The following is a 16,680-nucleotide window of genomic DNA, read 5'->3' on the forward strand; positions in this document are numbered from 1 at the left end:
AAAAAGTATATAATAGATTATGTCAACACACGCAGATACTCACGCACACGAAGACGATCACGGACATCATCATAAAGAAACATTCGTGACTAAATACATATTTAGTCAGGATCATAAAATGATATCTAAACAATACCTTATTACAGGTACTATTATGGGTGTTATAGGTGTTTTAATGTCCATCATGTTTCGTATGCAAATTGCATGGCCAGAAGAACCAAATATATTGTTTGAGGCTTTATTAGGAAAATGGGCTCCAGGAGGGGTTATGGATGCAGATATTTATTTGGCATTGGTAACCATTCACGGAACCATCATGGTTTTCTTTGTGTTAACTGCTGGATTAAGTGGTACCTTTAGTAACCTATTGATTCCGTTGCAAATTGGAGCTCGCGATATGGCTTCGGGATTCCTGAACATGATTTCATATTGGTTGTTTTTCTTATCCAGCGTTATCATGATTATCTCTCTGTTTGTTGAAGCAGGACCAGCTGCTGCAGGTTGGACAATCTATCCGCCACTATCGGCATTGCCTATGGCTCAAGGTGGTTCCGGAATGGGTATGACCTTGTGGTTGGTGTCTATGGCTATCTTTATTGCGTCTTCACTATTAGGATCATTGAATTATATCGTAACAGTAATCAACTTAAGAACTAAAGGAATGTCCATGACAAGACTTCCACTTACCGTTTGGGCATTTTTTGTTACTGCTATTATTGGCGTGGTGTCTTTCCCAGTATTATTGTCAGCAGCTTTATTGTTGATCATGGATAGAAGCTTTGGAACCTCTTTCTTCTTATCAGATATTTTTATTCAAGGTGAAGTTTTGCATTATCAAGGTGGATCCCCTGTTTTATTTGAACATTTATTCTGGTTCTTAGGACATCCAGAGGTGTATATAGTTATCTTACCTGCCATGGGTATGGTTTCAGAAATTATGGCATCAAATTCTCGTAAACCTATTTTTGGGTATCGTGCCATGATTGCTTCTATTTTAGCTATCGCATTTCTATCAACCATAGTTTGGGGTCACCATATGTTTATCTCAGGAATGAATCCGTTTTTAGGGTCTGTATTTACTTTCACAACCTTATTGATTGCCATTCCTTCAGCTGTAAAAGCATTTAACTGGATCACAACCATCTGGAAAGGTAACTTACAAATGAATACAGCCATGTTATTCTCCATAGGTTTTGTTTCCACATTTATTACTGGAGGTTTAACAGGTATAATTTTGGGTGATTCTGCTTTGGATATTAACGTTCACGATACCTACTTTGTAATTGCTCACTTCCATTTGGTAATGGGTATCTCTGCACTTTACGGAATGTTCGCAGGTGTTTATCATTGGTATCCAAGAATGTTTGGTAGAATGATGAACAAAAACCTAGGATATATTCACTTTTGGGTAACAGCTATTTGTGCTTATGGTGTATTCTTCCCAATGCATTTTATTGGAATGGCAGGCTTACCAAGAAGATATTACACAAATTCAGCGTTCCCATTGTTTGATGATTTAGCAAATGTTAATGTGGTAATTACCGTATTTGCCATCATTGGTGGTGCTTTCCAATTGGTATTCCTTTACAATTTCTTTGTAAGTATCTTCTTTGGAAAGAAAGCCCCTCAAAACCCATGGAGATCTACTACCTTAGAGTGGACTGCACCAGTTAAACACATTCATGGAAACTGGCCAGGAGAGATTCCTCATGTATACCGTTGGGCATACGATTATAGCAAACCAGGCCATGATGTTGATTTTGTGCCTCAAAACATTCCTTTAAAAGAAGGGGAAGAGGAACTTCAACACTAAATAATTAGTCTTTATATAATACAACAGGAGCCTTTCAATTTTAGAAAGGCTTTTTGTTTATATTTGTGGTATATGAATGAAAACCTAGATCCAACAGGACATAGTTTTACACCAGAAGAACTGGATGTGGAAAAAAAATTGAGACCTCTGTCATTCAATGATTTTACAGGTCAGGATCAAGTATTGGAAAATCTTCAAATTTTTGTTCAAGCAGCTAATTTACGGGATGAGGCTTTGGATCACACCTTGTTTCATGGACCTCCAGGATTAGGGAAAACCACTTTAGCTCACATTTTGGCTAGTGAGTTAAGTGTTGGAATTAAAGTAACTTCTGGTCCCGTTTTGGATAAACCAGGCGATTTAGCTGGATTGCTTACCAATTTAGAAGAGAGGGATGTATTGTTTATTGATGAAATCCATAGGTTAAGCCCAATTGTGGAAGAGTATTTATATTCTGCCATGGAGGATTATAAAATAGACATCATGATAGAATCTGGACCTAATGCAAGAACGGTTCAAATTAATCTCAATCCGTTTACTTTGGTTGGCGCTACCACACGTTCAGGATTGCTTACGGCTCCAATGCGCGCACGTTTTGGTATCCAAAGCAGGTTACAGTATTATAATACCGAATTACTTACAACCATCGTGCAACGTAGTGCAGATATTTTACAGGTTCCCATCTCTATGGAAGCTGCCGTTGAAATTGCAGGTAGAAGTCGTGGCACACCAAGAATAGCCAATGCTCTGTTACGTCGTGTGCGCGATTTTGCCCAAATTAAAGGCAATGGAAGTATCGATATAAAAATTGCCAAGTTTGCTTTAGAGGCACTTCATGTAGATGCTCATGGATTGGACGAGATGGACAATAAAATTTTAACTACCATAATCGATAAATTCAAAGGTGGCCCAGTAGGCATCACAACTTTAGCAACAGCCGTAAGCGAAAGTGCCGAAACCATAGAGGAAGTTTACGAACCTTTTCTAATTCAACAAGGATTCATCATGCGAACCCCAAGAGGTCGCGAAGTTACTGAACTGGCTTATAAACACTTAGGAAGGGTTAAAGGGCCTACTCAAGGAGGATTGTTTTAATTAACATCTTATTCTAGCAAATTGGCTCATCTATAAAATGAATTTAAAGCAACAACATACAGATTTTATAAAAACCGAAGCCAAACGCCTCGGTTTTTTGTCATGTGGTGTTAGTAAAGCCCAGTTTTTGGAAGAAGAAGCACCACGACTGGAAAACTGGCTCAATAAACAGATGCATGGTCAGATGCATTATATGGAAAACCATTTTGATAAACGTTTGGATCCCACTAAATTGGTAGAAGGTTCTAAATCTGTTATTTCATTACTCCTAAATTATTTTCCAGAAAAAACTCAAGATCATGAGACCTACAAGCTGTCAAAATATGCTTATGGAACCGACTATCATTTTGTGATAAAAGATAAACTTAAATCTTTATTGCATGCCATTCAGGGCGAAATAGGAGAGGTGGAAGGTCGCGCATTTGTGGATTCAGCTCCAGTGTTGGATAAAGCTTGGGCAGCCAAATCTGGGTTGGGATGGATTGGAAAACACAGCAATTTGCTCACTCAACAAGTAGGCTCTTTTTATTTTATAGCCGAATTGATAATAGACTTAGAGCTGGAGTATGATGGTATAACCACAGACCATTGTGGAACATGTACCAAATGTATCGATGCCTGCCCAACCAAAGCCATAGCAGAGCCCTATGTGGTAGATGGCAGTAAATGCATTTCCTATTTTACCATAGAATTAAAAGAAAACATTCCAACGGAATTTAAAGGCCAGTTTGAAGATTGGATGTTTGGTTGCGATATCTGTCAAGACGTATGTCCTTGGAACCGTTTTTCAAAATCCCATAACGAACCCCTTTTTAATCCACATCCAGACTTATTGGATATGACCAAAAAGGATTGGGAAGAAATTACTGAAGAAACATTTAAAAAAGTGTTTAAAAAGTCTGCAGTAAAACGTACCAAATTTTCAGGCCTAAAACGTAATATCAATTTCTTAAAAGATTAGGCTTTAAGGTTGAGTATTGTTACATTTGTTAGTTCAGAATTTTTTTGAATATAGCTTTAATTAATAGCACTTATGAGCAAACAAAGTAAACGCAGGGAAGCCTTAGTATATCACGCCAAACCAACCCCTGGAAAGATTCAGGTGGTACCAACAAAAAAATATGCTTCGCAAAGGGATTTGTCTTTGGCTTACTCTCCAGGAGTTGCCGAGCCATGTCTGGAAATAGCAAAAGACGTAAACAATGTTTATAAATATACTGCCAAAGGAAATTTGGTTGCAGTAATCTCTAACGGAACAGCCGTTTTAGGTTTGGGGAACATAGGCCCTGAAGCTTCAAAACCCGTTATGGAAGGAAAAGGTTTGCTTTTTAAAATTTTTGCAGATATTGACGTGTTCGATATAGAAGTTAATACCGAAAACATTGAAGAATTCATTCAAACTGTAAAAAAGATTTCTCCCACTTTTGGAGGCATCAATTTGGAAGACATAAAAGCTCCTGAAGCATTTGAAATTGAAAGACGTTTAAAAGAAGAACTGGACATTCCTGTTATGCACGACGATCAGCATGGAACAGCCATCATTTCAGCAGCCGCTTTGTTGAATGCCTTGGAACTGGCAAATAAGAAAATAGATCAGGTGCAAATTGTAATAAGTGGCGCAGGAGCTGCTGCTATTTCCTGTACCAGATTGTATCAAGCTTTTGGTGCCAAACGCGAACACATTGTCATGCTGGACAGTAAAGGGGTTATTAAACAAAATAGAGACAATTTAACTTCTGAAAAAGCCGAATTCGCTACAAATAGAAACATAGACACCTTAGAGGAAGCCATGAAACATGCCGATGTGTTTATCGGTCTTTCTCAAGCAAATATCGTAACTCCAGAAATGCTGCTGTCTATGGCTAAAAACCCAATTGTGTTTGCCATGGCAAACCCAGATCCGGAAATCGATTACCAATTGGCTATAGACACAAGAGAAGATATTATTATGGCTACAGGTCGATCAGACAACCCTAACCAAGTAAATAATGTTCTTGGATTCCCATTTATTTTTAGAGGCGCTTTAGACGTTAGAGCTACAAAAATCAATGAAGCCATGAAAATGGCAGCAGTAAAAGCGCTTGCTAAATTGGCCAAAGAACCTGTTCCGGAACAAGTGAATATAGCTTATGGAGAAACCAGGTTAACCTTTGGAAGGGACTACATTATCCCAAAACCTTTTGATCCTAGACTGATTGCCGAAGTACCTCCAGCAGTAGCAAAGGCCGCCATGGAAAGTGGTGTTGCCAAAGAACCCATAGAAAATTGGACCAAATATAAAGATGAACTTTTAGAGCGTTTGGGCTCCGACAATAAAATTGTAAGGCTTTTGCTCAATAGAGCCAAAATTAACCCAAAACGTGTGGTTTTTGCAGAGGCAGACCATTTGGACGTGTTAAAAGCCGCTCAAATTGTGCATGACGAAGGAATAGCCATTCCTATATTACTTGGACGAAGGGATGCAATTGAAAAGCTTAAAGAAGAAATAGAATTTGATGCCGATGTTGAAATTATAGATCCAAAATCCGATGAAGAGGAGGTACGCAAGAATACCTATGCCAAGGTGTATTGGAATCAACGTAACAGAAGAGGTGTAACGTTGTATTCTGCTCAAAAAATTATGAGGGAACGCAATTATTTTGCTGCCATGATGGTCAATGAAGGAGATGCAGACGCCATGATTTCAGGATTTTCCAGATCTTACCCATCAGTTGTTAAGCCGGTTTTAGAACTTATTGGTTTAGCACCAGACTCTACAAGGGTTGCTACCACAAATGTTATGATGACCAAAAGAGGCCCTATGTTTTTAAGTGATACAGCTATAAACATCAACCCTTCTGCCGAAGATTTAACCAAAATTGCGCAGATGACAGCTGGAGTGGTAAAAATGTTTGGAATGGAGCCTGTTATGGCCATGATTTCGTACTCTAACTTTGGATCTTCTAAAAATCAAACAGCCATAAAAGTTCGTGAAGCCGTAAATTATTTACATAAAAGACACCCTAATTTATTGGTAGATGGAGAACTTCAAGCAGACTTTGCCTTGAACAGGGAAATGCTACAAGACACCTTTCCGTTCTCTAAATTGGCCGGAAAGAAAGTAAATACTTTGATTTTCCCTAATCTGGAATCGGCCAATATTACCTATAAGTTAATGAAAGAACTCAACAATTCAGATTCAATAGGACCTATCATGATGGGCTTAAGAAAACCTGTGCACATCCTACAATTGGATGCAAGTGTGGATGAGATTGTTAACATGACAGCTATTGCAGTTATAGATGCACAACAAAAAGAAAAAAAGGAACTTGAAAATAAAGCAGCAATAGAAAAATAAACGGCTTAATAATGTGAATAATTTTATTACATTTGAGAGTTTATTAAAGTTTTGTTAATGATTACACATATTCAAGGGAAACTTATTGAGAAAAATCCAACCGATGTTGTTATAGATTGTAATGGTGTAGGCTATATGTTAAACATTTCTTTACATACGTTTTCACAAATTCCAGATCAAGAACATTTAAAATTATATACACACCTTCAAGTAAAAGAAGATTCGCATACCTTGTTTGGATTTTCATCATTGGCCGAAAGAGAGATTTTCAGGTTGTTAATTTCCGTGAGTGGTGTTGGAGCCAGTACAGCAAGAACCATGCTGTCTTCCTTAACACCAAAACAGGTAAGGGAAGGAATTGCTGTTGGAGATGTAGCCTTAATTCAATCCATAAAAGGTATTGGTGCCAAAACAGCTCAACGAGTAATTTTGGATTTAAAAGATAAAATTTTGAAAGTCTACGATATTGACGAACTTTCAACTCCAAAAAACAATACTAATAAAGATGAAGCGTTATCTGCTTTAGATGTTCTTGGATTTAACAAAAAACAATCCGAGCGTGTGGTAGATAAAATTATATCCAATCAACCAGATGCAACTGTCGAAGTAATTATAAAACAGGCTTTAAAAAATTTATAAAAGATTTGAGTACTACCAACCATAATTATTTAAAAGCAAACAAACAAAATGTCCTATTAAGCATGTTCTTGCTTTTTAGTATATATTCTTTCTCACAAATAACACCAACACCACAAGATTCAACAAGTACAGGTTTTTCATTAGGAAACATAAACATGCCCAATCCTTCCAGTATTGAATCCAAATATACCTACGATCCATTAACAGACAGATATATTTACACCGAAACGGTTGGAAGCTTCAATATAAATTACCCCATAATTTTAACACCTGAAGAGTTTAGGGAACTTGTATTACAGGAAAATTTAAAACAATATTACAAGCAGAAAATTGATGCTTATGACGGAAAGAAAGAAGGTTCCGAAGAAGAACAAAAAAACCTGCTTCCAGAATTTTATGTAAGATCTGGATTGTTTGAAACCATCTTTGGAGGCAATACCATTAATGTGGTGCCACAAGGTTCTGTGGAAATGGATTTGGGTGTTTTGTTTACAAAGCAAGACAATCCAACATTTTCACCCCAAAACAGAAGTAATTTTACATTCGATTTTGACCAAAGAATTAGTTTGAGCTTGTTGGGAAAAGTTGGAACCAGATTACAAGTTACAGCAAACTATGATACCGAATCGACCTTCGATTTCCAAAACTTAATAAAACTGGAATACACACCTACAGAAGATGATATCATCCAAAAAATTGAAGTAGGTAACGTAAGCATGCCTCTTAATAGTTCTTTAATAACAGGAGCACAAAGTTTATTTGGTGTTAAAGCACAATTGCAGTTTGGAAAAACAACCGTTACAGGTGTTTTTTCTGAACAAAAATCGGATACCAGAACCGTTGTGGCCCAAGGAGGAGGTACCATCGAGGAGTTTGATTTTTTTGCTAGGGATTATGATGAAAACAGACATTACTTCTTAGCACATTACTTTAGGGATAATTTTGATAAAACCTTGGAAAATTATCCATTTATAAATTCCAATGTACAAATTACCAGAATAGAGGTTTGGGTAACCAATAGAAATAACAATACCGAAAACGTTAGAAATATTGTGGCACTTCAGGATTTAGGGGAATCCAATGCAGATCCAAATGCCAATAACATCCTATTGCAACCTGTTCCTCCTGGATTTATAAATGTAGGTCCCAATGCGTTCCCAAATAACGGAAACAACGATTACGACCCAACAAGAATTGGTTCTGGTTCAGTTTTAACCTCACAAATAAGGGATATTGCAACTGTGCAACAAGGGTTTGGAACCCTTAGCGGTTCTGTAAGTGAAGGTTCGGACTACGCCAAACTGGAAAATGCCAGAAAACTGCAACAAGGTCAAGAATATACCTTAAACTCCCAACTAGGCTATATCTCTTTAAACCAAAGATTAAACAACGATGAAGTCCTGGCTGTGGCTTTTCAGTATACGGTTGGTGGCCAAGTATATCAAGTAGGGGAATTTGCAAACGATGGTTTGGACGCAACGGGAACAACTACCATTCCTGGAGGTATCACAACGGTTACAAATAACAATTTAATTTTAAAATTATTAAAAAGCCCCATTACAAACGTTAATCAACCTATTTGGGATTTAATGATGAAGAATATCTATGATACAGGAGCATACCAATTAAGTCAAGACGATTTCAAATTAAATATTTTTTATAACGAAGCCTCACCATTGAATTTTATCTCTCCAGTAGATGGCAATTCTTTTGGGGTAGATATAAATGGAAACCCTATAACAACCAATACACCTCCAGAAGATTTAATTCAAAATACAACCTTATTACGATTGTTTAACCTAGACAGATTGAATTTCAATGGCGACCCTCAAACAAATGGAGATGGCTTTTTTGATTTTGTTCCAGGTATTACAGTGATCCCTCAAAACGGAAAAATAATCTTTACCAAGGCCGAGCCTTTTGGAAAATATCTATTCGAAAAACTATCTGTTTCTGGAGGCGAAGATTATAACAATAATGTAACCTACAACGATAACCAGAAAAAATATGTTTATGACATTCTTTATAAACAAACCAAAACAGCAGCTCTAGAAGCAGCAGACAAGAATAAGTTTAAAATGAAAGGGCGTTACAAATCTTCTGGAGGAGATGGCATTCCTATTGGAGCCTTTAACGTTCCTAGAGGATCTGTTCAAGTAACTGCTGGAGGTAGGGTTTTGGTTGAAGGTATAGACTATACGGTTAATTACCAACAAGGAACCGTCCAGATACTTGATGAAGCTTTAAAAGCCTCAAACACACCTATTCAGGTTACCACAGAAAACAATGCTGTATTTGGACAACAAACAAAACGATTTACAGGTATTAATGTTGAACATAAGTTCAATGAAAATTTTGTGCTTGGAGCAACTTGGTTGCACTTAAACGAAAGACCTATAACCCAAAAGGCAAATTATGCACAAGAACCCATAAACAACCACATATTTGGAATTAACGGAAATTATTCAACCGAAGTTCCGTTTTTTACCAGATTGGTCAACAAACTACCAAATATAGATACAGATGCACCTTCCAATTTGGCTGTAAGGGGAGAGTTTGCCTATTTAGCTCCTGGAGCTCCAAAAGGCACCCAATTTAATGGAGAAGCTACGTCTTATGTAGATGATTTTGAAGGCTCGCAAAACTCTATCGACCTAAAATCGCCACAATCATGGTTTATTTCCAGTCGTCCTCATGGTATCAACGGTAACGACGATAATGTGAATGGTATTGAGCAAGGGTATGATAGAGCTTTGCTGAATTGGTATAATATTGATCCAATTTTCTACGGAAACCAAAGTCCAAGTGGTATTTCAGATGATGATATATCAGATTTATATACCAGTCGTGTGTTTATTGAAGAACTGTTTCCAAACCAAGACATTGCCCAAGGGCAATCAACGGTTGTAAACACTTTGGATTTGGCATATTATCCAACAGAAAGAGGACCTTATAATTTCCAAACCACAAACGTTGATATTAATAACAACACCCTAACAGATCCACAGAGAAGTTGGGCAGGTATTACCAGAGCCTTAACTTCTACAGACTTTGAACAATCCAATGTGGAATATATTGAATTCTGGTTACAGGATCCATTTCAGGAAAACCCATCCAACCCTGGAGGGAAACTCGTATTCAACTTAGGTAATATTTCAGAAGATGTTATAAAAGACGGAAGAAAAATTTATGAAAATGGTTTGCCAGCAGATGGAAATGTAATTGGTGTGTTGCCAACCTCTCCTTCTTGGGAAACGGTTTACCCTCAAAACCAATCTTTAATTTATGCTTTTGATACTACTGGCGAACAGCGTACCAATCAAGATACAGGTCTTGATGGTTATGATGATGCCGAGGAAGCTCAAATATTTTCAGCTTACGCCTCCTTGCCAGATCCAGCAAACGATAACTATACCTATTTTTTAAATACAGATGGTGATATTTTTGAACGTTATAAGCGTTATAACGGACTTCAAGGAAATTCACCAGATGTGTTTTCAGACACCAATCGTGGTTCCACAACACAACCAGATGTGGAAGACATCAATCGTGATAACACTATGAATACCATAGACAGTTATTATGAGTACGAGTTGAATTTAACACCTGCTACTTTAAACATTAACAACCCATACATTGTAGATATTAAAGAAGACCAGGTAAGAACACTTCCTAACGGTCAAACAGTCATTCCAAGATGGGTTCAATTTAGAATTCCGGTTACAGAATACTCCAATGCCATTGGTGGTATTTCAGATTTAAGATCCATTCGTTTTACACGAATGTATTTAAAAGAATTTACAGAAAAAACCGTGTTCCGTTTTGGTACTTTGGATTTGGTAAGAAGCGATTGGAGAAGATATAATTTAACATTGGATGAAGATGGTGGAGATCCAGCATTGGACAATACCGAATTTAGCGTTGGAATTATAGGTACCATAGAAAACGATGGAATTTATATTTCACCTCCAGGAGTAGAACCTGAAGAATTTTATAACAACAATACCGTAATTAGACAAAACGAACAATCCTTGGTCTTGGATGTGTGCGATTTGGAATCACATGATGCAAGGGCTGTTTATAAAAACATTAATATAGACATGCGTCAGTATAAACGATTAAGAATGTTTATACATGCTCAAGAAGGAGATATCCCAGGACTGCAAGACGAAGATTTAGTTGGTTTTATAAGAATGGGTAACGATTTAACCCAAAACTACTACCAAATAGAAGTACCCTTAAAAGTAAGCGACGGAACAACCAGGGAACTTTTATGGCCTGAAGAAAATGAGATGAACCTGGCTCTGGAATTGCTTCAAGATATTAAATCGGAAGGTATTAGCAATGGAACATTAAGTGGGACAACACCTGTTTTTTATGATGTGATTGATGATGCATTAAGCGAAAACCCCGTTCCAGAATATGCTCCTTATACCTTAGGGCAACAACGAATAGGGATTATAGGAAATCCAAATTTTGGAGACATTAGAACCTTAATGGTTGGTGTTAAAAATGCGTCTGGAGTAGACAAATGTGGTCAATTATGGTTTAACGAATTACGTTTGTCCGATATGGACAACGAAGGTGGTTGGGCAGCTGTATTGACTGTTGATACCAATTTTGCCGATTTTGCAAACGTAAGTGCCACTGGAAGAAAAAGCACCACAGGATTTGGATCCATTGAACAAGGGCCTAACCAAAGAAGTAGAGAAGATGTAGAACAATACGATGTGGTTACCAATGTAAATATTGGGCAATTGCTTCCACCAAAATGGGGAATTCAAATTCCATTTAACTATGGACAGGGAGAAGAATTGATTACACCAAAATATGATCAGTATTATAAAGATTTAACCTTGGAGTCCAGATTGGAAGCAGCCGATTCCAATGATGAAAAAGATAAGATCAGGGAACAGTCCGAAAGTTACACCAAACGAAAAAGCATAAACTTTATTGGTGTTAGAAAAATAAAGACCAACGACTCCAAGCCTCGTTTTTACGATGTGGAAAATCTTACCTTTAATTATTCCTACAATAAAATAAAGCATCGGGATTTTGAAATTGAAAATTCCATAGACCAAACGGTTAGGGCTGGCGTTAATTACGCATATAATTTTGAGCCTTATTCCATTGAACCTTTTAAGAAAAACGATTCCTTGTTTACCAGTGACTATTTAAAACTATTAAAAGATTTCAATTTTAATCCGTTACCTTCCATGTTTACGGTCAATACCAACATAAACCGTCAATTTAATCAGCAAAAATTCAGGGAAGTAGATCTAACCGGAGACAATATAGGCTTGGATGAATTTTACAGAAGAAATTATACTTTCGATTACGAATATAGCATCAATTACAATTTAACCAAATCCTTACAATTAAATTTAACGGCATCCAACCATAATATTGTGCGCAATTATTTTAAAGACAATATCATCAACGGCGAACAAGACCCTTCTTTAACCGTTTGGGATGGCTTTTTCGATTTTGGCGATCCAAACAGGCAGTTCCAACAACTGGCAGTAAATTATGATATTCCTTTGGATAAAATTCCAACTTTTAGCTTTGTGGATGCCACTTACTCCTACAGTGGCGATTTCCAATGGCAAAAAGGATCCGATTTGTTTGGAAATCTGGAAGTGGACGGTCAAACCTACGATTTAGGTAATACGGTTTCCAATGCAAACAGGCACAACATCAATACCACTTTAAACATGAACAAGTTCTATAATTATATAGGGCTTAAAAAGAAAACCATTAGAAAAACACCTACGCCAGCAGCTAGACCAACGCCAGATGGAAAGCCTCAAGACGGATCAAAGCCTGCAAAGGCAAAAAACGGAGGACAGAAGCTTGCCAATGTTGGAATAGATATTCTTACCAGTTTAAAAAGAGTACAGGTTAACTATTCTGAAACCAATGGAACCTATTTACCAGGTTATTTAAGAACCCCTGGATTTATAGGAACTTTAAAACCAACCGTTGGTTTTACCTTTGGTAGCCAAAAAGATGTAAGACACTTAGCGGCCAAAAACGGTTGGTTAACACTGTATCCAGATTTTAATGAGCAATATACAGCAGTCAAAACCCAACAATTGGATTATTCTGCAAATATTGAACCTTTAAACGATTTAAAAATAGATCTGGTTGCCAATAGGTTGTATTCTGAAAACTATACTGAAAACTATAGGATCAACGATTATGGAAATGGCTTGGAGTACGAATCCCTTACTCCAAATACCTTTGGAAATTACAGTATTTCCACAATTTTAATTAAAACAGCTTTCAGTAAAAGTGATGAGACCCAATCTGCAGCCTTCGAAGATTTTAGGGCCAATAGGTTAAAAATAGCAAACAGATTGGCAGAGCAACACTATGGTAGCACCACGTATCCTGTAGATGCAGAAGGCTATCCGGTAGGTTTTGGTAAAAACAGCCAATCAGTCTTGTTGCCATCCTTCCTGTCTGCCTATTCCGGTAAGGACGCTGGAGGGATCTCTTTATCTGCCATTAAAGATTTTCCAATTCCAAACTGGGATATAAAATATACAGGATTAATGAATTTAAAATGGTTTAAAAAACGTTTTAAACGTTTCTCATTAATTCATGGATATCGTGCATCCTACACCATCAATCAATTTAGGTCCAATTTGGACTACGATCCTTTGGAGCCAGAAGCCTTGGATCAAGGTGGCAATTTTAAAAATGAAACACTTTACAGTAACATCAACTTAACCGAAATGTTTAGTCCGTTGGTACGAATAGACATGGAAATGAAAAATTCCGTAAAAATTCTTGCTGAAATCAAGAAAGACAGACTTCTTTCATTGAGTTTTGATAATAATTTAATGACTGAAGTTCAAGGAAACGAATACATTATTGGCTTGGGTTATAGAATAAAAGATGTTAGGATTAATTCCAAATTAGCTGGACCTACCAAAAAGATTGTAAGCGATTTAAATATGAAAGCCGATCTTTCATATAGAAGAAACGAAACCATTATTAGATATCTGGATGTGAACAACAACCAAATAACATCTGGACAAACGGTATGGTCTGGAAAGTTTACTGCAGATTATTCGTTTAGTAAAAACCTAACAGGTATTTTCTACTTCGATTATATGTTTTCAGAATACGCCATTTCCACAGCATACCCTCAAACAACCATACGTGGAGGTATTACGTTGAGATATAATTTTGGTAATTAATAAAATCTAGTTTGATATTATCTTTTGAATAAATACATTTGCGAAAATAAATAATATATACAATGAATATTCCATCAAATTTAAAGTACACAAAAGACCACGAATGGGTAAAAATTGAAGGTGACGTAGCAACTGTTGGTATAACAGATTTTGCCCAAAGCGAATTGGGTGACATTGTTTACGTAGAAGTTGAAACTGTAGACGAAACGTTGGATGCCGATGAGATTTTTGGTACTGTAGAAGCTGTAAAAACAGTTTCAGATTTGTTTTTACCACTATCTGGAGAAATTATAGAGTTTAACGAAGCACTAGAAGACGAACCAGAAAAAGTAAATAGCGATCCTTATGGAGAAGGTTGGATGATTAAAGTAAAATGTTCAGACCTGTCCCAAGTAGATGGCCTTATGTCTGCCGATGCTTACAAAGAATTGATTGGTGCTTAAAAAAAATGCTTTATGGGTTTCTATAAGCTATACTGTATTACTTATAACAGTTAGTTTGGCGAAACTCGATTTAGAATCTGTTGAAGAAATTGTACCATCCTTTAGTGATAAAATATTTCATTTCTTGGCTTATGCATTATTTACTTGGCTTTGGTTTAACTCATTCTACTTCAAATTCAATTTTAGTAAAATAAAAAGTATTTTTAGAAGCATCCTTGTATCTGTTGCCTTTGGTATAATTATTGAAGTATTACAACTTATATTAACAAGCTCAAGAAGTTTCGATGTATTGGATATATTGGCAAATAGTTTAGGTGTTTTATTTGCAGCTATTTTAATACATACTAAAATAAATACAGACGTTAAAAAATATTAATCGTTTGCTTTATTGCCAAATAAATGGTTATTTTAGCAATCAGGAAAATTAAAAATCATGGAACAAAAGAAAAATCCTAAAGCAAATGTAGGTCGAAACAGCTCTCTTTTCTTTGCTGTTGGTTTAGCATTAATGTTGTTTGTAACATATACGGCAATTAACTATAAAACGTACGATAAATCTGCGATAGACATTGGTCAGTTAAACCTTGACGAAGAATTGGAGGAAGAAATTCCAATTACAGAGCAATTACAGACACCACCACCTCCACCACCACCACCAGCTGCTCCTGAAGTGATTGAAGTTGTGGAAGATGAAGAGGAAGTTGAGGAAACGGTTATTGAATCTACCGAAACCAGTCAAGAAGAAGAAATTGTTGAGGTAGAAGAAGTGGAAGTTGAAGAAGTAGAAGAAGACGTTGAGGTTCCTTTTGCTGTTATTGAAAACGTTCCAGTTTTCCCAGGTTGTGAAAAAGGAAACAATGAAGATAAAAAAGCTTGTATGAACGAGCAAATGCAAAAATTCATTGTGAAAAAATTCAATACCGATTTGGCTGGAGATTTAGGGTTAAGTGGTATCCAAAAAATCAGTGTATTCTTTAAAATTGATAAAACAGGTGAAATTGTTGATATAAAAGCAAGAGCACCACATCCAAGATTAGAACAAGAAGCTATTAGAGTAGTAAGCTTGTTGCCTAAAATGAAACCAGGAAAGCAACGTGGAAAAGCAGTAAGGGTTCCTTATTACCTACCAATTAAGTTCCAAGTGCAGAACTAAGAGTTTTAGTTTTTAAAAATTATATAAAATCCCGTTACAATTACTGTAACGGGATTTCTTTTTGGTATGCTTATTGATATTTTATCATAATATTAACATTTAAATTCAATTATTATGATTTTTCAAAAGAAAAATTGCGAACTCATTCGGCAAAATGAGAAAAACGCAATAAAACCTCAAAAGCATGATGCAAATCTACGAAAAAACTCTACCATTTTTTTTCAAGTTGGTTTAATAATGTGCTTGCTTATTACCTATGCACTTTTTGAAGCTTCTTTTAAAACCTATGAAACCATCACTCCAGATGTCCCACAACCGGAAGAAGACATCATGTATGTTTACAATGAGCCTATCAAGATTCTTGAAGAGACCAGAACAGTTGAAAAAAAGAAATCTCAACCCATAGTTTTCAACAATCCTATTGTAAAAGACGATGACGACCCAATTATTGAAACTTTAGTTCCAAAACCATCAACATCTCAGGAACCTATGGATCCCAAAAAAATACAAGTAATAGATAAACCGGACGATTTACCACCTTTTAACGTAATGGCTGTAGAGCAGGTGCCAATATTTCCTGGTTGTGAAAATGTATCATCCAACGAGGAAAGAAGACAATGCATGTCTGATAAAATTGCTGCTCATATTCAAAGAAAATTCAATACCAATATTGCTGGAGACCTTGGGTTAAAGGGAGAGCAAAGGATTTATGTGATGTTTAAGATTGATAAACAAGGTCATGTAACAGACATTAAAACCAGCTCCAAGTACAGTCTGTTAAATAAAGAAGCAGAACGAGTGATTGGGAAATTGCCCCAAATGACACCAGGAAAACAAAAAGACAGTCATGTGGATGTGCTCTATAGTTTGCCAATAAAATTCAATGTTATCAATTAAGCAGCAAAATATTTTTACTAAAAAAGCCGTTAACACTTTTGTTTACGGCTTTTTTCATACTGTCATTATTAAAAAAATAGTATCTTTCAACGCAA

10 protein-coding genes are annotated in these 16,680 nt (G+C 36.3%); all 10 read left to right on the plus strand.

The window, feature by feature from the left end:
- Positions 1-19: 19 nt before the first annotated feature.
- Positions 20-1,813, plus strand: a complete 1,794-nt coding sequence (locus D778_RS03645; RefSeq protein ID WP_040491328.1) for a cytochrome c oxidase subunit I — start codon at positions 20-22, stop codon at positions 1,811-1,813.
- 72 nt (positions 1,814-1,885) lie between these two features.
- Entirely contained in the window at positions 1,886-2,908 is a 1,023-nt protein-coding gene (ruvB, locus tag D778_RS03650; RefSeq protein ID WP_007647789.1) for a Holliday junction branch migration DNA helicase RuvB, read from the plus strand.
- 37 nt (positions 2,909-2,945) lie between these two features.
- Positions 2,946-3,869: a tRNA epoxyqueuosine(34) reductase QueG gene (queG, locus tag D778_RS03655; RefSeq protein WP_007647791.1), complete on the plus strand. Its 924-nt coding sequence runs from the start codon at positions 2,946-2,948 to the stop codon at positions 3,867-3,869.
- Positions 3,870-3,941: 72 nt separating this feature from the next.
- The gene (locus tag D778_RS03660) at positions 3,942-6,245 is read left to right on the plus strand and encodes an NADP-dependent malic enzyme (RefSeq protein ID WP_007647792.1); all 2,304 of its coding nucleotides are present in this window, start codon (positions 3,942-3,944) and stop codon (positions 6,243-6,245) included.
- A 57-nt stretch (positions 6,246-6,302) separates the two neighbouring features.
- Positions 6,303-6,884 carry a Holliday junction branch migration protein RuvA gene (gene ruvA, locus D778_RS03665; RefSeq protein WP_007647793.1) on the plus strand — a complete coding sequence of 194 codons (582 nt, stop codon included), beginning with the start codon at positions 6,303-6,305 and terminating at the stop codon, positions 6,882-6,884.
- Positions 6,885-6,889: 5 nt separating this feature from the next.
- Positions 6,890-14,092 (plus strand): T9SS outer membrane translocon Sov/SprA, encoded by a 7,203-nt coding sequence (gene sov / locus D778_RS03670; protein WP_007647794.1) that lies wholly within the window; start codon positions 6,890-6,892, stop codon positions 14,090-14,092.
- A 62-nt stretch (positions 14,093-14,154) separates the two neighbouring features.
- Positions 14,155-14,535: a glycine cleavage system protein GcvH gene (gene gcvH / locus D778_RS03675; protein WP_007647795.1), complete on the plus strand. Its 381-nt coding sequence runs from the start codon at positions 14,155-14,157 to the stop codon at positions 14,533-14,535.
- Positions 14,536-14,590: 55 nt separating this feature from the next.
- Complete coding sequence (locus D778_RS03680; RefSeq protein WP_007647796.1) at positions 14,591-14,911, plus strand: VanZ family protein; 321 nt, start codon at positions 14,591-14,593, stop codon at positions 14,909-14,911.
- 57 nt (positions 14,912-14,968) lie between these two features.
- Positions 14,969-15,688: an energy transducer TonB gene (locus D778_RS03685; protein ID WP_007647797.1), complete on the plus strand. Its 720-nt coding sequence runs from the start codon at positions 14,969-14,971 to the stop codon at positions 15,686-15,688.
- A gap of 114 nt (positions 15,689-15,802) precedes the next feature.
- A complete protein-coding gene (locus D778_RS03690; protein WP_051052624.1) occupies positions 15,803-16,585 on the plus strand; it encodes an energy transducer TonB in 783 nt (260 codons plus the stop codon).
- The last annotated feature ends 95 nt before the right edge of the window (positions 16,586-16,680 follow it).

It is taken from the genome of Xanthomarina gelatinilytica (genome assembly GCF_000348685.1).
GTDB classification, from domain to species: domain Bacteria; phylum Bacteroidota; class Bacteroidia; order Flavobacteriales; family Flavobacteriaceae; genus Xanthomarina; species Xanthomarina gelatinilytica.